The following is a 17,001-nucleotide window of genomic DNA, read 5'->3' on the forward strand; positions in this document are numbered from 1 at the left end:
GTGCGCCGCGTCCGGGCGCCGGTGCCGCCCGCCCGGCCCACCGGCTACACCGGCCGCATCCGGTAGTCGTACCGCTCCGGCAGCGGATGCCGCCTCCGGGCCTCGGCGCGGACCTGTGCGGTGACCGGCCCGCCGGCGGCGACCAGCCGCTCGGCGATGGCGTACCAGGTGTCGGCGAGCACCTCGTCGCCCTCCCGCAGCACGGCGATCTCGAAGCCGGCGTCGAAGATCTCCCGGGCCGCTTCCGGACGCCCCTGGGCGAGCAGCACCTGAGCGGTCAGCAGCCGGCGGCGGCCGTCGGCCGGACCGGTCCGCGGCAGCCCCGCCAGCAGCCGCGCCGCCTCGTCGGCCCGGCCGGCCGCGAGCAGCGCGGGCACCGCCTCCCGGACGAGGGCCGTCAGCACGGCCTGCCGGTCCCCGGCGTCCGGGCCCGGCTCCGCCGCCTCCCGCGCCGCCTCGTCGCAGGCCCGCAGACAGCGGTCGGCGGCGCGCCCGGTCTCGCCCGCCTCGGCTTCGGCGACGGCCAGGCAGTACAGCGGCAGCGCCCCGGCGCCGTGCCCGAGCGCACGCTCCCAGCTGCGGACGGCCTGGGAGCGGTCGCCGGCGTGCCACTGGGCGAGCCCCAGGTGGTAGTCGGTGGCCGCGCCCGACGGGGCGGACTCCAGCAGATCGCGCCAGGCCGGCCCGACCAGCGCCGCGCCGGGCACCGGGCGGGCGGCCGGCAGCGCCCCGGTTCTGAGCAGCGTCAGCCAGGGCTCCTGCTCCGCGCCCAGCGTGGCCGCGTCGAACGGCGTGCCGGGCAGGTCCAGGCCCGCGCGGGCGGCCTCCAGCGCGCCCCAGCCGGAGCCGGTGGCCAGCGGCTCCTTCGGTTCCTGGTCGGCGTACGGCAGCCAGGCAGCGTGGGCGGCGTCGACGTCCGCGCGCGGCAGGGCGGCTGCCAGCCGGGACGCGACCTCCGCGCGGGCCGCGCCCCAGTCCGTGCCGTGCACCGTCGCGGGGTCGGCGGCCAGCGGCCCGTACGCCTCCAGCCAGGTGAACTCCCCGCCGGCGTCCAGCGGCAGCTGTTCCAGTTGGGTGCGGGCCAGTCCGGCCTGGATCTCGGCGTAGCCGCCGGTGCCCGGCTCGGTGAGCCACTGCTGCCAGCGCCGCCCGCCCCGGCCCGCGCCCCACAGGAAGAGCTTGCGGCCGCGCAGGGTGTCGGTGGAGGTCTGCACCAGGCCGCGGCCGTCGGCGTCGAGGGCGGCGATCCAGCGGCGGGCGTCGTCGGGCACCTCGTAGAAGTAGTCGGCGGGGAACTCGCCGCGCAGCGGGTAGGTCCGGTCGACGCCGCCGTCCTCCGGCACCGGGACGCGGCGCAGGCTCCGTTCGTAGCCGAAGTGCCAGGCCGCGTCGGCGGGGGCCAGCACGCGGGTGCGCTCGTCCTCGGGGACGGCGGTGTTGGACCACCAGTACACGGGGACCGTGTGGTGGTGCGGATTGCGGATCCGTACGCCCACGTGGAGGAAGTCGGAGCCGTCGGGCAGCCACAGGTCCACCTGGAAGGGCAGGTCGCGCAGCCGCTCCCACTCCCACAGCCGCAGCATCTCCCCGCCGTCCGGCGCCGGGACGCGGGCGGCGTGCAGCGGGGCGCAGGAGAGGGCGGTGTGGCCGGGGGCGCCGATGTTCCATTCGATGCCGCCGGAGAACCAGGCGCCGTTGAGGGCGAAGGCGGCGGGCTGCCACACCGGGTTGCGGTAGAGCAGTTCCCGGCCGGTGGGCTTGTGGTGCAGGGAGTACACCCGGCCGCCGAGGCCGGGCAGGACGGTGGCGCGCAGCCGGTCGTTCTCGATGACGAGCGCGTCGAGGTCCGTGGCCCGGCGGGTGCGGCCGTAGCCGTCGCGCAGCCGGACCGGCAGCAGCGAGCGCGGCGGTGCGGCGCCGATCTGCCGTGCCATGTCGGCGGGCAGTCCGGCGTCCCGGGGGATCTCGACGCGGTGGAGGTCCGGGCCGCCGCGCAGGGCGGGGAGGGGGTTGTCGGGGCCGAGGGGGGCTGCGGGGAGGGTCAGGGTGGTGCGTCGCACTCTCGTGGCCACGGCTGCCTCGCAATGCTGGAGCGGGCCGCCTCGGCTGCGGCGGCCTCCTGTTGACCATGCAACCGCGTGCCCGCCGCTCTGCACAGGGCCGTTGGCCGCCGGGTGAGGTCAGGGTTGCGCAAAGAGGTCCTCAAGGAGACCGGCGAGGAGCACGGCACCGGTCCCCTCGGGGTCGCGGTCCGGGTCGTAGATGGTGACGTCGATGCCGGCACAGCGCGGCGAGGCGGCCAACGGGCCGAGCAGCGCGCGGAGTTCGTCGGTGAGCAGGCCGCCCGGGTCGGGGCTGTCGACGGCCGGCATGACGGACGGGTCGAGGACGTCCGCGTCGAGGTGGATCCAGAAGCCGTCGAGCGGTGCCCGCGCGAAGTCGGTGAGGACGTCGCGGGCGACGGCCTGCGGGCCGCGCCGCCGGATCTCGCCGACCGGGACATGACCGATGCCCAGGGCGCTCAACTCCGCCTGGTCCTCGTCCGCGTCGCGCAGGCCCAGCGCGCGCAGGTCCTCGTCGCGGACGTACGGCCGCAGCCCGTCGATGTCGGTGAGATCCGCCTGCCCGCGCCCGGTGATCTGCGCCAGGCCCTCGCCGGCCGCGGCGCCGAGCGGACCGGACACCGCGGTGTTGCCCGGGTGCCGGAAGTCGCCGTGGCCGTCGAGGTAGGCCACGCCGTACCGCCCCAGCCGGCGCAGCGCGAGCACCACGCCGAGCAGGATGCTGCAGTCCCCGCCCAGCACCACCGGGAAGTCTCCGCCGCCGACGTGCTCCCCGACGCGGCCGGCGAGCTTTCCCGTATAGGCGGCGAGGGCGGCGGCGTTGAAGTCCCCGTCGCCCTCCCGCCACTCCCCCAGGTCGTAGCGGGGCGGCACCACCACACCGCCCTCCAGCGCGCCCAGCCGCCGCAGCAGCCCCTGTTCGCGCAGGGCGCCGGCGAGCTTGTAGCAGCCGGGCACGGTGCCGGGGGCGGGCGGCCGCAGTCCCAGGTTGGAGGGGGCATCGATGAGTACGGTCCGGCGCATACCGGGATCGTCACACAGTCGCACGGAAAATGGGGAGGCCCCGGAAGATCCGCTGACATAGCCTGTCCGCCCGGCCACCGGCGAACGACAGAACGGACCACGAACCCATGGCGACCCAGCACACCTACCGCGTCATCGTCCGCGGCAAGTGGGACGGCCTCACCCCGCGGTCCCGGACCGAGCTGCTCGCCACGATGGACGACAACGACCTGGCGCAGCTGCGGTTCACGCCCGAGGGCACCCTGGCGTACGACCGGGCGCTGCACTCCTTCAGCTACCGCTTCGTCATCGTCTCGGACGCGGCGGACGGCGAGGAGATGGCGGCCGCGCTCGCCGAGGACAAGGCGGAGCAGGCCCTGCGGGCCGCCGGCCTCGGCTACCGGGAACTGCGGTCCACGGTCACCGACATGGACTCCATGAAGATCAACCGCAAGTCCCGCTGAGGCGCTCCCCGCCCCGGGCCGCGGCCGCGCCTCCCGGACCGGCCGTCCCCGGGAACCGGCCCGCTACGCGCCGGCGTCCGGCTCGGTGAAGCGCAGCCGGTTCCCGAACGGGTCGGTCAGCGTGAGCGAGGTGCCGGTCTCGTCCTGCTCCAGGCCGGGCCGCAGATACGGATAGCCCTTGCCCGCCAGTTCGGCGTGGAGGGCGTGCACCCCGCTGAGCTCCGTGTGGAGCGTGGAGCCGGGGGTCGCGTCGCCGTGGTGCTCCGAGAGGTGCAGCACGAGGTCACCGCGCGAGACCTGGGTGTAGAGCGGCATACCGGCCTCGAAGCGGTGCTCCCAGTCGACCGTGCAGCCGAGGTAGCCGAGGTAGAACTCGTGGGCCTTGGCCACATCGAAGATCCGGAAGACCGGCACGGTGCGGTGGAAGACGATGTCCATGGCGGACAGGGAATCACACGGCGTCCCCGGCGACCATCTCGGCGGTGATCGCCCAGCGTTCGTGGTCGCGCCAGGCGCCGTCGATGAAGAGGAAGTCGGGGGAGAACCCCTCCAGCCGGAATCCGGCCCGCCTGACCAGGGCGATCGACCGCTCGTTGGCCGGCTGGACGTTGACCTCAAGCCGGTGCAGCCCCATCTCCCCGAAGGCGTGGTGCAGGACGAGCCGCAGCCCCTCGCCCATCAGCCCCCGCCCGGCGGCGTGCGCGAAGGCGCCGTAGCCGATCGCGCCGCAGCGGAAGGCGCCGTGCACGATGTTGTTGATCGTGAGGTAGCCGGCGATCCGGCCGTCGGCGAGCTCGCAGATCAAGAAGCCCTCGCGCGGCGGTTCCTGGAGCCGCCGCAGATAGGCGTCGTAGGCGGCGTCCTCGGCCGGCGGGAACAGCCAGGGCCGGTGCAGTCCGGTGCTCTCCCGCGCCAGCGCGGTGAACTCTTCCCGGTCGGCGGCGGTGAAGTGCCGGATGCCCACCCGCGGGCCACGTGCGAGGTAGCGGTCGTCGATCGTCACCGGAGGATCGTACGGAGGGCGGGGGCGGTGGGCCAGCGGTTTCGGGGGCGCCGCCCGTCGCCGCAGCGGCGTGTCGCCCCGTATGCGCGGCCCGCCCCTTCCGCCCCGCCGGCGCGTCCGTGGCACGGCCTCTCGCCGGATCACACCCGGGACACCTCCGTACAATGGTTCATACACGTACATCACCCGAACGCGCCGGTCCATCCGCCGGTGGCCGCCGCGCTCGCCGGGCGAGCGCCCGGCGCCCGGACCGCATCGCCGCGCTCTTCGCACGAGCGCCGTGCGGAGCGGACATGGTGATCGAGACCCTCGTACGGCCCTGAACGGAGGTGAAGGTTCCGAAAATGAGCGAACCTGATCGAAGTTGGCCGAACTGCGCGTAGACGTGCCCGGCTTCCGCGGCATGAGGTGAGATCGGCACGCCGAAAACGGCGTGCCTGAGCAGGGACCTCTCACACCCGAGCAGCCCGCCCCGCTCGCGCTCCTCGTACGGGAGGAATTCCGTGACCGAAGCCATCTCCTACTTCCAGGACCGCACCTGTCCCTACCATCCGCCCGCCGGCTACCAGCCGCTGCGCGAGTCGGGACCGCTGACCCAGGTCGCCCTCTATGACGGCCGGAAGGTGTGGGCCGTCACCGGCCACCGCGAGGCCCGGGCCCTGCTGAGCGACCAGCGGCTCTCCTCCGACCGGCAGAACCCCGCCTTCCCGATGCCGATGGAGCGCTTCGCGGCGATCCGCCAGGTCCGCACCCCGCTGCTCGGGGTCGACGACCCGGAGCACAACACCCAGCGCCGGATGCTGATCCCCAGTTTCAGCGTGAAACGGGTCGCCGCGCTGCGGCCGGACATCCACCGCGTCGTCGACGAGCTGCTCGACCGGATGCTGGCCGAGGGCCCGCCCGCCGAGCTGGTCTCCGCGTTCGCGCTGCCGGTCCCCTCGATGGTGATCTGCTCGCTGCTCGGCGTCCCGTACTCCGACCACGAGTTCTTCGAGGGCCGCTCCAGCCGCCTGCTGCGCAGCCGTACCGCCGAAGAGGCGGAGCACGCCCGGATCGAGCTGGAGGACTATTTCACCGAGCTGATCGCCCACAAGGAGAAGCATCCGGCCGACGGGCTGCTCGACGAACTGATCGCGGACCGGCTGCGGACCGGCGACCTCTCCCACGAGGACCTGGTCCGGCTCGCCATGATCCTTCTGGTGGCCGGCCACGAGACCACCGCCAACATGATCTCGCTGGGCACCTTCACCCTCCTCGAACACCCCGAGCAGCTGGCGCAGCTGAAGGCCGAGGACGGCCTGATGCCGACCGCCGTCGAGGAGCTGCTGCGGTTCCTGTCCATCGCGGACGGCATGCTGCGGGTGGCGACGGAGGACATCGAGATCGGCGGGCAGCTCATCCGCGCCGACGACGGCGTGCTGTTCCCCACCTCGCTGATCAACCGGGACGAGGCCGTCTACGCGTCGCCGGACGACCTGGACCTCGGCCGTTCCGCCCGGCACCACGTGGCGTTCGGCTTCGGGATCCACCAGTGCCTGGGCCAGAACCTCGCCCGCGCGGAGATGGAGATCGCGCTGCGCTCGCTGTTCACCCGGATCCCGGACCTGCGCCTGGCCGTTCCGGCGGCCGAGGTGCCCTTCAAGCCCGGCGACACCCTGCAAGGAATGATCGAACTGCCGCTGGCCTGGTAACGGCCGGGACGGCGGACGAACGAAAGGGGTCCGGGATGCGGATCACCATCGACACCGACATCTGTATCGGCGCCGGCCAGTGCGCCCTGACCGCACCGGGGGTGTTCACCCAGGACGACGACGGTTTCAGCGCCCTGCTGCCCGGCCGTGAGGACGGCGCGGGCGATCCGCTGGTGCGCGAGGCCGCCCGTGCCTGCCCCGTGCAGGCCATCACGGTCACCGAGGACTGAGCCACCACCTCCCCGCGGACGGCCGGCCGGCGCGCGCGGCCCCGGCGCCGCGGCGCGCCCGGCCCGCTGCCGCCCTCCTGCCCGCCCCTGCGGCATGCGCCCGTCCGCTACCGCAACACCCCGTGCACGACGGGCAGTTCGAGCACCCCGGCGTCCGAGGGCGACGCGCCGACCGTCACCGGCTTCACTCCCCGATTGCCCGCGTAGGCGTCGTCGCTCGCGGCGAGGACGAGGCGCAGCCGGTGCCCCGGCGCGTACCGGTGCACGAGGCCCGGGAGTTCCACGGTGAAGCGCCGGGTCACATCGGGTACCCGGGCCGGGGCCACCAACCGGTGCACCAGCGTCTTTCCGCCGTCCGGCGCGAGGTCGTAGAGCTTGACGAAGAGCACCAGCTTGTCGGCCGCGTCCGGGGAGCGCTGCGCCCGCTCGGCCTGCGGCGAGGAGACCTTCAGCGTCACCCTGGGCGCCCCCACCACGTCCACCGGCCCGCCCGCCACCGGCTTCGAGGTCCAGTCCAGGTAGGTGCCCCTGGCGTCGTACGGCGGGGCGTCCGGCAGGCCGAGCAGCCCGTTCAGCGAGCTCTCGGAGTGGCTGGTGGGCGTGCGCAGGTTGCGGTACTCCCGGCTGCCGCGCACCACCTCGCGGCGGGTGCCGACGAGCGTGCCGTCCCCGGACAGGTACAGCCGCCGGCTGCCGCCCGCGGGGAAGACGGCCGAGGCGGCGTAGGGGGAGCCGGCGGACGCCCAGTCCCGGTAGTAGGCGAAGGCCGGGCCGGTGGCGGTCGCCGTCCGCCGGTGCAGGTACCGGTCGAACCACGCGAGGATCCGCCGCCCGACGTAGCTGGTGTCGAGGTTGCCCCGGGACAAGGAGAGTTCGCCCGGCGCGGGCTTCTTCATCCCGCCGCTGTGGCCCCAGGACTGCCAGATCATCTTCGCCGGGGTGCCCTGTGCGGTCAGGGTCCGGTAGGTGGCGGCGGCCTCGTTGAGGTTGAACAGGGTGTCGTCCTCGCCCTGGACGAGCAGCGTGGGCGCCCTGACCGAGGACAGGTACGACACCGGGGAGACGCTGCGCAGATAGGCGAGCACCTCCCGGGTCCGCGCGGCCGGGTAGCTGCCGGAGTCCAGCAGCCGCTTGCTGTCGCAGGCCCGCGCGACGAAGTGCAGACAGCCGGCGCCGCCGGCCCGCGACGGGTCGAGGTTCGGGTGCAGCAGCCCCTGCGCCTCGCCGATCAGGAAGAACCCGCCCGTCCACTGCCACTTGTACGCACCGGGCAGCGGCCCGCCGGCGCCGTGGGCACGGGCCGCGTTGTCGGGGGCGAGGGAGTAGGCGAGGTCGTTCCAGGTGATGAGCGGGACCAGGGCGTCGATACGGTGGTCGACGGCGGCGGTGGCCAGTTGGACCGCCCCGCCGTAGGACCCGCCGATCATGCCGACCCGCGGATCGCCCGGCCCGTCCTCGGCGACGTAGTCGATCCGCGTCCCGTCGTCGGCCCTGCGGGTCCCGGCCAGCAGGTCGACCAGCGCGCCGGCCGCCCGGCCGTCGGTCCGGGGGTCGTCGAGGGAGATCGGGCAGCCGGTCCGGCCGAAGCCGAGCCCGGAGTAGGCCAGCGCCACATAGCCGCGGGCCGCGAGGGCCTTGGCGAGGGCGTCGGTGGAGCCGTCCGCCTTGTTGCCGCCGAAGCCGTTGGTGGTCAGCACGGCGGGCGCCGGGTGGGCGGCGCCGGCACCCGCCGGGCGGTAGACGTCCGCGTCGACGGTGCAGGTGCGGTCGCCGGCCCGGACGGTGACCTTGAGTGCGGTGACGGTGTACGGGTCGGCGGCGGCGACCGCGGGGCCGGTCGCCGCGAGCGGGGCGAGCAGGGCGGAGCCGGCCAGCAGGGCGAGGGACCTGCGGAGGAGGGGGCGGGACACGCCTCGGGACACCTTGCGCACGGGGACCTCCACACACGTCGTACCAACCAGTCGGTACCGGCGCGCTCATGCTGTGGCAGCCGTCCGGGGAAGTCAACGCGCCCGGCGCGAGTCGCCGTTCGGACGTGCGTTCAGCGCCGTCCGCCGGCGACGCGGATCACCGGGGTGTCCGAAAAGGGGCGGCACTGTTGACTTTTGACACTCCGTCAAATCTGTCCGCGAACAGACTCACACGGTCGCCGGCACCTCGAACGTCAGTGTCCCGGCCGTCGCGTCCAGCTCCGCGGGGACGCCCAGCGGCACGGTCAGCGCGGTGTCGCCGTGGCCGAAGCCGAACTCCTCGGCCACCGGCACCCCGAGCCCGGCCAGGCGGTCCACCAGCACCGCCCGCACCTGGTCGTAGGGACCGCAGCGGGCCCAGGAGCCGAGCACGATCCCGGCGACACCGTCCAGCCGGCCGGCGCGCAGGAGCTGGGTGAGCGCGCGGTCGAGACGGTACGGCGGCTCCCCGACGTCCTCCAGCAGCAGGAGACCGCCCGCCGCGTCCCGCCCGGCCCCCGCGGTGCCCACCTCGGTGGCGAGCATGGTCAGGCAGCCGCCGAGGGTGACCCCGCGGGCCCGTCCGGGCACCAGCGGGCGGGCGGACGGCGCGGTCAGGGTCCGCACGCTCTCCGGCGCGAAGAGGGTGCGCCGCAGATGCTCGCGGGTGGCCTCGTCCTTGAGGAAGACCTCCCCCGCGACGGCCGGGCCGTGCAGGGTGGACACCCCGGCGCGCACCGCGAACGCCTCGTGCAGCACCGTCACATCGCTGAAGCCGACCAGCGGCTTGGGAACCGCGGCCCGGATGGCGTCCCAGTCCAGCAGGTCGACCATCCGCTGGGCGCCGTAGCCGCCCCGGCCCGCGAACACCGCCTTGACGGACGGGTCGCACCACGCCTCCTGGAGGTCGCGGGCCCGCTGCTCGTCGGTGGCGGCCAGATAGCGCAGGGTGGGGTGGGTGTCCCTGGCGTGGGGCGCGGCGATGGGGTCGAGGTCCCAGCCGCGCAGGACGTCCAGCCCGCCGTCCAGCCGCTCCGGCGCGAGGGGGCCGCTGGGCGCCACCACCGCCACCCGGTCGCCGGGCCGCAGCCGCGGCGGCCTGACCGGCAGCGCCGGGGTCATCCGCGCAGCTCCAGCGCCGGGACATCGGTCCGGTCGAGGCCGAAGGTCCGCGAGTAGAGGGCGAGTTCGGCCTCCACGGCGCGCACGATGGTGTCCGCCCGGCGGAAGCCGTGTCCCTCCCCGGCGAAGGCGAGGTAGGCGTGCGGTATGCCGCGCCCGGCGACCTCGGCGAGGAAGCGTTCGCACTGCACGGGCGGGCAGATCACGTCGTCCAGGCCCTGGAGCAGCAGGAACGGTGCGGTGATGCGGTCCGCGCGGTGCAGCGGCGAGCGCTCGCGGTAGCGGTCGGGCACCTCCGCGAACGGGCCGACCAGCGACTCCAGGTACCGCGACTCGAAGTCATGGGTCTCGTCGGTGGCCCAGCCGGTCAGGTCGAGGATCGGGTAGCTGATGGTGCCGCAGGCGTAGAGGTCGGTGGCGGTCAGCGAGGCGGCGGTGGTCCAGCCGCCGGCGCTGCCGCCGCGGATGGCGAGCCGTGCGCGGTCGGCGGTGCCCTCGTCGGCCAGGCTCCGGGCGACGGCCGCGCAGTCCTCGACGTCCACCACGCCCCACTGGCCGCGCAGCCGCTCGCGGTACTCCCGTCCGTAGCCGGTCGATCCGCCGTAGTTGACCTCGGCGACGCCGATGCCGCGGGAGGTGAAGTAGGCGATCTCCAGGTCGAGCACCATGGGGGCGTGGCCGGTGGGACCGCCGTGCGCCCACACCACGAAGGGCGGCAGCTCGCCGTCCGGGGCGACGTGGTCGGGGTTGTGCGGCGGGTAGATGTGGGCGTGGATGTCCCGCCCGTCGGGGCCGGTGAAGGTACGGCTCCGCGGCCGCGGGTAGTAGGCGGGGTCCAGGACGTCGGCATGCCGGCAGGCGATCACCCGGGCGCGCCCGGTGCAGGTGTCCAGTTCGACGATCTCGTACGAGCTGTGCGGACCGGCGGCGATGCCGAGGACGCGGCTGCCGTGCGCGGCGAGGCTGGACGCCCACTCCGTCCACGGTCCCGCGGAGTCGACGAGGTCGCCGCTCACCGGGTCGAGGATGCCCAGGGTGGTGGAGCCGCGGCCGTGGATCACCGCGAGGGTGCCGTTCTCCAGGGGCAGGAACCAGCGCTGCCCGACGTTCCACAGCGGCCCGCCGAACTCCTCCTGCCGGGAGGGGCACAGGCGCCTGCCCGCCGCCGGGCCGCCGCCGTCCGCGTCGGGGTCGAGGCGCCGCACCTCCCACCAGCCGCCGGCGTCCGAGACGAACAGCAGCGAGCCGTCGGACGCCCACTCGACCTGGGCGACGGACTCGCCGGCCGCGCCGCCGTCCGCCCCGCCGGTGCCGAGGTCGCCGGCGAGCGGCCGGATGTCCTCGAACGTGCCCTCGCCGGTGATCCGGGCCCCCATCACCAGCGTGCCGTCCCACGGCATCAGAGGGTGGTCCCAGGCGATCCAGGCGGCCCGCCGGCCGTCCGGCGAGATCCGCGGCCCGGTCACGAAGCGGTGCCGGTCGTCGCTCAACTCCCGTACGTGGTCGCGGTGTTCGGCGGCCGAGCCGTCGAGCGGAACGGCGGCGATCACCCTGCGCACGTCGGTCGGCCGGTCGCCCGTGAACTCCTCCAGGACGCACCACACCTCGCCGAGTTCGGGGCGCAGCACCGGATCGACCCAGCGCAGTCCGGCACCGACGCCGGACAGCGGGGTGAGCGGGCGCGGGGCCTCGCCGCTGTCCGGCGCGCAGACGTACAGCCGCAGGTCGGCGAAGTCGCTGAAGACGACGAGCGGTCCGTGCGCGGTGACCGTGCCGGCCCAGGGCTGGCCGCCGTACTCCACCACCCGGCTGCGGACGTTCCAGGGCGCGGGCAGCACCGACTCCTCGGTGCCGTCGGGGCGCAGGCGGACCAGCGCCCGCCGGCCGCCCTCTGCGGGCCGCGGCTCCGTCCACCACACCTCGTCGCCGACCACCCCGACGAAGCCGGGGCGGCCGTCGTGCGCGGCGACCGCCCGGGCCTCGATCGGGGACGTCCAGGCGCCGTAGGGAGCCGTGGTCACCATGTGCAGTTCCTCTCCTCCACCGGCCGGGCAGCCGCCGGCCGGTCAGACGGTGCGCAGGAAGTGGTCGAGCACCCGGACACCGAAGTGCAGTCCCTCGACGGGCACGCGCTCGTCCACGCCGTGGAAGAGTGCCTGGTAGTCGAACCCCTCGGGCAGTTTGAGCGGCGAGAAACCATAGCCGGTGATGCCCAGCCGGGAGAACTGTTTCGCGTCCGTGCCGCCGGACATGCAGTACGGCACGACATGGCCGTCCGGGTCGAAGCGCTCGATGGCGGCGCGCATCGCGGCGTACGCCGGGGCGTCGACCGGGGCCTGCAGCGCGACCTCGCGGTGGTCGTACTCCCAGCTCACGTCGGGTCCGGTGAGCTCGTCCAGGGTGGCGCGGAACTCGTCCTCGCCACCGGGCACCACCCGGCCGTCGACGTGGGCGACGGCCGCTCCCGGGATCACGTTGACCTTGTAACCGGCCGACAGCATCGTCGGGTTGGCGCTGTTGCGGACGGTCGGCTCGACGAGCTTGGCGGCCGGGCCGAGGGCGCCGAGCAGCGCGTCGACGTCGAAGTCGGGCGCGTCGACGTCCGCCTCGATGCCGTGCAGCGCGGCGAGTTCGTCCAGCGCGGCCCGCACGGTCGGGGTGAGGCGGACCGGCCACTCGTACGCGCCGATCCGGGCCACGGCCGCGGCCAGCCTGCTGACGGCGTTCTCGCGGTTGACCTTCGAGCCGTGCCCCGCCCGGCCCCGGGCGGTCAGCTTCAGCCAGGCCGTGCCGCGCTCCCCCGCCGCGACCGGGTAGAGCCGCCGCCCGCCGCCCGCGTGGAAGGTGAAGGCCCCGGACTCGCTGATGCCCTCGGTACAGCCGTCGAAGAGCCCGGGGTGCCGGTCGGCCAGGAATCCGGAGCCGTCCTCGGCGCTGGCCTCCTCGTCGGCGGTGAAGGCCAGCACGATGTCGCGCCGCGGCCGCACCCCGCTGCGGGCCCAGTCCCGTACGACGGCGAGCACCATCGCGTCCATGTTCTTCATGTCGATGGCGCCCCGGCCCCAGACCACGCCGTCGCGGACCTCGCCGGAGAAGGGGTGCACGCTCCAGTCGGCGGGCTCGGCGGGGACCACGTCGAGATGGCCGTGGACCAGCAGGGCGTCGGCCCCCGGGTCGGTGCCCTCGATGCGGGCGACCACGTTCGTGCGACCCCTGCTGCGCTCCAGCAGCGTCGGTGCCGTCCCGGCACCGGCCAGCCGCTCGGCGACGTACTCGGCGGCCGGCCGCTCGCGGCAGGCGCCGTCACCGGCGTTGCTCGTGTCGATCCGGATCAGCTCGGAGGTGAACCGCACCACCTCGTCGAGCGCCTGCTGACCGACGCCGCCGGCCTGTCCGGCCGCCGGCTCCCCGGCTCCTGCCGCACGCTCAGCCATATTGCTCCTCCACGGCGGACGACACGACGGTCGTGACGGCCTTGAAGCATCGGATCGCCTCGTACATGTCCCCACTGGTATACGCAACGCGGCGCTCTTCCGTTCGCTCCACGCCGGGAACGCAGGTCGCCGCGCCCACCAGATGCTCGGCGTCGAACTCCAACTCGACCCGGAACGGCCCGCCCCGGGTCGGTTCATGACGCACCGCCAGCGCCGCCCCCTTGCGGGCCGCGGCCCGGATCCCGGCCGCCGTACGGGCCGGCGGCCGGCACACCGCCGCATAGCGCGACACATAGTCCTTGACCGCCACGGCGGGCGCCTGCGGGGCGTAGCCCAGCGCGTCCTGGCAGGTGCGGTCGTCGCCGGTGACCAGCACCACCGGCACCCCGAACTCGGCGACCACGAGGGAGTTCAGATAGCCCTCGCTCGCGCGGATGCCGTCGACCCAGACGCCGGTGACGGTGTTGGCGAGGTAGGTGTGAGCCAGGACACCTTCGGTGCCCGCACCCGTGTGGTAGCCGACGAAGGCGATGCCGTCGACATCGCCGTGCTGCACGCCCTCGACCATGCTGAGCGATTTGTGTCGCCCGGTGAGCATCTGCGCCCGTTCGTCGAGCTGTTCCAGCAGCAGGTTGCGCATTGTCCAGTGCGCCTCGTTGACCAGGACGTCCTCGGCGCCGCCATCGAAGAATCCGGCGATCGCCGCGTTCACGTCGGAGGTGAACATCCGGCGGCAGCGCTCCCATTGGGGGGTGCCGGGGAGCACATCGGCGGGCCAGGTCACGCCGGTGGCGCCCTCCATGTCCGCGGAGATGAGGATCTTCACATTCACCAGTCCTATCGCAGGTAGGAGGCGGTACGCACGGTCCCTGACGGCACGCGTTCACCTCGCGTTCGCAGGGCCCGGACGGCTCACCAGCCTAACCAGCACCCCTGGGCTGACACCCCGTCCAGGACGTTCCGGGGCGGGCGCGTTGGCGGCGGCATCACGATTTCTTCGTCTGAGCAACACGATTCCTTCCAAGCGGAACCTGGGGGTACGCTCTTGTGGCGCCGCATCTCACACAGTTTCTGTCGCAAAGCGGAAGAGCTTCCGACGGAATCCGTAAGGACTTCCGAACGAGTTCTGTCAGCTGCCGACGGCACGTGCCAGGTGAGGTAGAACAGGCCGGACCAGCTTCCCACGCGATGAAACAGAGGCAGAATGGTGAGCGAAGCCCTCAACGACGCCTTACCGCAATGCGGCATCCGGGCCGACAGCGAAGACGACCAACTCGCGATCCTGACCGATCTGATCGCGCAAACACTTTGCGATCGCAACCCAGGCTTCCGGGAAGTCATCGAACGAGGGGGTCACCAGCAGGTCACCCGCCTCATCGAGGACGTACTGCGCCGCGGCCGGCCGCTGCCCGACAAGGTGCGCGCGATCATGCTGCGCACCAACACCGACATCCACCTCGTGGCGTCCGCGCTGGGCGACTGTCTGGTCAGCGCGCCGGACGAGGCGCCCGGGCTGCTGATCCCCGCCCAGCTCGCCGACGGCAAGAGCGGACGGGCCCGGCTGAAGGGCGTCCTGCGGCACCGCGCCGCGGTGGTCGGCCACGCCGTACCGGCGCACGAGGCGGCCGCTTCCGCGCGCTCCGCGTCGCGGCTGCTGGACCTGGCGTCCCCGCACGACGGGCCGGAGGCCGGCGTGATGTTCGTCGACGACCACCTCTCCGCCCTCCTGCTCCTCCAGGACGAATCGCTCTCCCGCACCCTGATCGCCCGCCATCTGAGCCCCTTGGCGGGACTGACGCCGGAGCGGTGCGAGCGGCTCGAAGCCACCCTGCTGGCCTGGCTCGGCGGCATGGGGGCACCGGAGGTGGCCAAGGCGCTCAGCATCCACCCGCAGACGGTGCGCTACCGGATGCGCCAGCTCGAGAAGCTCTTCGGGTCCCGCCTCCGCGACCCGCGGACCCGCTTCGAGATCGAGATGGCACTCCGCAGCCGCCAGCTCATGGCCGGGGCGCGCCGGCGCCGCGCGGCCGCCACCCGCCGCCCCCGTGCCGTCGGCAAGGCCCGCAAGGCCCTGCCCCGCCCCTGAGGAAACGACCCCCGACCACCCCGTCCCACCCCACAAAGCCCACCCCCTGACCACCTCCCGTCCGCCCCCTGCACGCCACCCCCTGCCCACCCGTCCGGTTTGTCGAAAGTCACACCACGACATACCGCATAAATACGGACATTCCAGCCCATCCGTCCGGAGCGTCCCCTTCCCCCGCCCCGTATCGTCACCGTGACCTCTCGTCCGGGACCCCGGCCGCCGCGCGGCCGCCCAGGCCCGGCGCACCGTCGGTCGCCCGAGGCCGGCCGCCCCTTCGCGGGCCTCCGATACCCAGCGGGACAGGACACACCTCCATGCACGGATCACGCACAGCGACCCGCACGCGCCGCGGGCTGGCCGCGGCCGTGGTCGCCGGAGCACTGCTCACGGCACTCACCACGGCGACCTCGGCCTCGGCCAGCACCGCCAGTACGCCGGTGGGCGACTCCAGGGTCGTGTGCACCTCCGGGAAGCCCGGCCTGGCGCCCGCGCTGTCCCAGGACCTCGCCGACGCGCTCCACGGACGCAAGGGCTCCTCGGCACTGGCGCTCTACGACCGGCCGACCCGCACCCACTGCGAGTTCAAGCCCGGCGCCCACTTCGACTCGGCGAGTGTGGTGAAGGTCACGGTGCTCGGGGCCCTGCTGCGGCAGGCCCAGGAGACGCACCGCGCGCTGACCCCGCACGAGGTGAAGCTGACCACCGACATGATCACCAAGTCGGACAACGCCGCCACCTCCGCCCTCTGGCACCAGATCGGCGCGGCCGGCGTCAAGCACTTCCTGTCCCTCGCCGGTATGCGGCACACCGTCCCCGGCGCGGGCAGGGCCTGGGGCCTCACCCAGGTCACCGCCGGCGACCAGCTCAGGCTGATGCAGCTGCTCACCACGGACAACACGGTGCTCACCGCGTCCTCCCGCGGCTACGCCCTCGACCTGATGCACCGGGTCGAGGCCGACCAGCGCTGGGGAGTCCCCGCCGGCGCCCCCGCCGAGACGTCCGTGCACGTGAAGAACGGCTGGCTGCCGCGCGACACCGGCGGCTGGCGCGTGAACAGCGTCGGCACCTTCACCTGCACCGGCCACGACTACGGCCTGGCCGTCCTCTCCACCGGCAACCGCACCATGGACTACGGCATCGACACCGTCGAGAGCGCCGCCCGGGTCGTCCACCGCGATCTGACGCACTGACGCCCGGGGGCCGCGGGGCCGTGGGGCGCGGCCGTGCCGCTCAGTCCAGGGTCACCGGGAACCGTTCCTGGAGGCTGACCTCCAGTACCGGGCAGCCCAGTTCGAGGATCCGGGCGACGATCCGGGCGCTCTCCCTGGGACTTATGGCCGGCAGGATCTCCGGCAGTCTGCGGGCCAGGTCCGCGGCGCCGGGCACCTCGGTGTGCGGCCCGAAGGCGGGCGCGAAGCGCTCGGGCCCCGCGCCGTTCCCCGTAGCGCCCTCGCCGGGCAGCCGGTCGGCGGCCACCGCGAGGACGAGGATCCGTCCGGCGCCGGGGCCCACCAGGGGGTAGGCCCACCACAGCAGGTCCACCGGGCCGGTTCCCGCGGCGGCCATCCGGGCCCGGCCGGCGGTGGGGCAGACGCCGCAGGACCACGTGTCCTCCCCGCCGGGCCCGTTGCACTCGTCGTAGCCGCTGCCCGTCCCGGGGCCGCTCGTCCGCCCGTCCCACCCCTTGTCGCCCAGCGCGCCGGTGACCGGCATCAGATCGACGGCGGGGGCGCCCACCGCTTCCTCGGGGGTGGATCCGAAGAGCCGGTGGGCGCCGCTGCTCCAGTGGGCGATCCGGCCGTCCGCGCCCACCACCACGACCGCCAGCGGAATCCGTGCGGGCACCGCGTCCCGGGGCACGGGCGCCGCGAGGGTCGGGTCGTCGCCGTTCGACGGGCCACGCTCCATGGGTGGTTGCTCCTTCGTACACCGGCCGTGCACCACCCCCACCACGGTA

General features: G+C 74.0%; 15 protein-coding genes. 5 read left to right on the forward strand and 10 right to left on the reverse strand.

The window, feature by feature from the left end; genetic code table 11:
* Nucleotides 1-44: 44 nt before the first annotated feature.
* Complete coding sequence (locus tag K7396_RS06940) at nt 45-2,072, reverse strand: DUF5107 domain-containing protein (protein WP_152104329.1); 2,028 nt, start codon at nt 2,070-2,072, stop codon at nt 45-47.
* Between the two features lie 108 nt (nt 2,073-2,180).
* Complete coding sequence (locus tag K7396_RS06945; RefSeq protein ID WP_152104328.1) at nt 2,181-3,086, reverse strand: arginase family protein; 906 nt, start codon at nt 3,084-3,086, stop codon at nt 2,181-2,183.
* A 107-nt stretch (nt 3,087-3,193) separates the two neighbouring features.
* On the opposite strand from K7396_RS06945, the gene K7396_RS06950 reads away from it, so the two are divergent.
* Nucleotides 3,194-3,529, forward strand: coding sequence for a DUF6204 family protein (locus tag K7396_RS06950; RefSeq protein ID WP_086716487.1), 336 nt, complete (start codon nt 3,194-3,196; stop codon nt 3,527-3,529).
* 63 nt (nt 3,530-3,592) lie between these two features.
* Here K7396_RS06950 and K7396_RS06955 read toward each other — a convergent pair whose 3' ends face one another.
* Together K7396_RS06955 and K7396_RS06960 are read right to left on the reverse strand one after the other, a co-directional pair.
* The gene (locus K7396_RS06955; RefSeq protein ID WP_086716486.1) at nt 3,593-3,967 is read right to left on the reverse strand and encodes a glyoxalase superfamily protein; all 375 of its coding nucleotides are present in this window, start codon (nt 3,965-3,967) and stop codon (nt 3,593-3,595) included.
* A gap of 13 nt (nt 3,968-3,980) precedes the next feature.
* Entirely contained in the window at nt 3,981-4,532 is a 552-nt protein-coding gene (locus K7396_RS06960; RefSeq protein ID WP_086716485.1) for a GNAT family N-acetyltransferase, read from the reverse strand.
* A gap of 503 nt (nt 4,533-5,035) precedes the next feature.
* Between K7396_RS06960 and K7396_RS06965 the strand changes: the two genes are divergently transcribed.
* Together K7396_RS06965 and K7396_RS06970 are read left to right on the forward strand one after the other, a co-directional pair.
* Complete coding sequence (locus K7396_RS06965; protein WP_086716484.1) at nt 5,036-6,223, forward strand: cytochrome P450; 1,188 nt, start codon at nt 5,036-5,038, stop codon at nt 6,221-6,223.
* A gap of 35 nt (nt 6,224-6,258) precedes the next feature.
* Complete coding sequence (locus K7396_RS06970) at nt 6,259-6,453, forward strand: ferredoxin (RefSeq protein WP_086716483.1); 195 nt, start codon at nt 6,259-6,261, stop codon at nt 6,451-6,453.
* Between the two features lie 107 nt (nt 6,454-6,560).
* Here the strand turns inward: K7396_RS06970 and K7396_RS06975 are convergent, their stop codons facing one another.
* The 5 genes from K7396_RS06975 to K7396_RS06995 all read right to left on the reverse strand — a co-directional run bounded on the left by K7396_RS06975 (nt 6,561) and on the right by K7396_RS06995 (nt 13,784).
* A complete protein-coding gene (locus K7396_RS06975; RefSeq protein WP_086716491.1) occupies nt 6,561-8,375 on the reverse strand; it encodes a CocE/NonD family hydrolase in 1,815 nt (604 codons plus the stop codon).
* Between the two features lie 216 nt (nt 8,376-8,591).
* The gene (locus K7396_RS06980) at nt 8,592-9,524 is read right to left on the reverse strand and encodes a S66 peptidase family protein (protein WP_086716482.1); all 933 of its coding nucleotides are present in this window, start codon (nt 9,522-9,524) and stop codon (nt 8,592-8,594) included.
* The gene (locus K7396_RS06985) at nt 9,521-11,548 is read right to left on the reverse strand and encodes a S9 family peptidase (protein WP_086716481.1); all 2,028 of its coding nucleotides are present in this window, start codon (nt 11,546-11,548) and stop codon (nt 9,521-9,523) included. Before K7396_RS06985 ends, K7396_RS06980 begins: the two co-directional genes overlap by 4 nt.
* A 42-nt stretch (nt 11,549-11,590) precedes the next feature.
* Nucleotides 11,591-12,958: a M20/M25/M40 family metallo-hydrolase gene (locus K7396_RS06990; RefSeq protein ID WP_086716480.1), complete on the reverse strand. Its 1,368-nt coding sequence runs from the start codon at nt 12,956-12,958 to the stop codon at nt 11,591-11,593.
* Nucleotides 12,951-13,784, reverse strand: a complete 834-nt coding sequence (locus K7396_RS06995) for a M55 family metallopeptidase (RefSeq protein ID WP_086716490.1) — start codon at nt 13,782-13,784, stop codon at nt 12,951-12,953. The genes K7396_RS06990 and K7396_RS06995 overlap by 8 nt, the downstream gene beginning before the upstream one ends.
* Nucleotides 13,785-14,162: 378 nt before the next feature.
* On the opposite strand from K7396_RS06995, the gene K7396_RS07000 reads away from it, so the two are divergent.
* Together K7396_RS07000 and K7396_RS07005 are read left to right on the forward strand one after the other, a co-directional pair.
* Nucleotides 14,163-15,044: a helix-turn-helix domain-containing protein gene (locus K7396_RS07000; protein ID WP_152104327.1), complete on the forward strand. Its 882-nt coding sequence runs from the start codon at nt 14,163-14,165 to the stop codon at nt 15,042-15,044.
* Nucleotides 15,045-15,358: 314 nt separating this feature from the next.
* Nucleotides 15,359-16,234: a serine hydrolase gene (locus tag K7396_RS07005; protein ID WP_152104326.1), complete on the forward strand. Its 876-nt coding sequence runs from the start codon at nt 15,359-15,361 to the stop codon at nt 16,232-16,234.
* Between the two features lie 40 nt (nt 16,235-16,274).
* Here K7396_RS07005 and K7396_RS07010 read toward each other — a convergent pair whose 3' ends face one another.
* Nucleotides 16,275-16,952: a PAS domain-containing protein gene (locus K7396_RS07010; protein ID WP_086720893.1), complete on the reverse strand. Its 678-nt coding sequence runs from the start codon at nt 16,950-16,952 to the stop codon at nt 16,275-16,277.
* Between the last annotated feature and the right edge of the window lie 49 nt (nt 16,953-17,001).

This window comes from Streptomyces angustmyceticus (assembly GCF_019933235.1).
GTDB classification, from domain to species: domain Bacteria; phylum Actinomycetota; class Actinomycetes; order Streptomycetales; family Streptomycetaceae; genus Streptomyces; species Streptomyces angustmyceticus.

Excerpts from the sequence above, each read along its gene's own strand:
- K7396_RS06945 (WP_152104328.1), bottom strand. The coding sequence starts at position 3,086 with ATGCGCCGGACCGTACTCATCGATGCCCCCTCCAACCTGGGACTGCGG.
- K7396_RS06950 (WP_086716487.1), top strand. The coding sequence starts at position 3,194 with ATGGCGACCCAGCACACCTACCGCGTCATCGTCCGCGGCAAGTGGGAC.
- K7396_RS06955 (WP_086716486.1), bottom strand. The coding sequence starts at position 3,967 with ATGGACATCGTCTTCCACCGCACCGTGCCGGTCTTCCGGATCTTCGAT.
- K7396_RS06970 (WP_086716483.1), top strand. The coding sequence starts at position 6,259 with ATGCGGATCACCATCGACACCGACATCTGTATCGGCGCCGGCCAGTGC.
- K7396_RS06980 (WP_086716482.1), bottom strand. The coding sequence starts at position 9,524 with ATGACCCCGGCGCTGCCGGTCAGGCCGCCGCGGCTGCGGCCCGGCGAC.
- K7396_RS06985 (WP_086716481.1), bottom strand. The coding sequence starts at position 11,548 with ATGGTGACCACGGCTCCCTACGGCGCCTGGACGTCCCCGATCGAGGCC.
- K7396_RS06990 (WP_086716480.1), bottom strand. The coding sequence starts at position 12,958 with ATGGCTGAGCGTGCGGCAGGAGCCGGGGAGCCGGCGGCCGGACAGGCC.
- K7396_RS07000 (WP_152104327.1), top strand. The coding sequence starts at position 14,163 with ATGGTGAGCGAAGCCCTCAACGACGCCTTACCGCAATGCGGCATCCGG.
- K7396_RS07005 (WP_152104326.1), top strand. The coding sequence starts at position 15,359 with ATGCACGGATCACGCACAGCGACCCGCACGCGCCGCGGGCTGGCCGCG.
- K7396_RS07010 (WP_086720893.1), bottom strand. The coding sequence starts at position 16,952 with ATGGAGCGTGGCCCGTCGAACGGCGACGACCCGACCCTCGCGGCGCCC.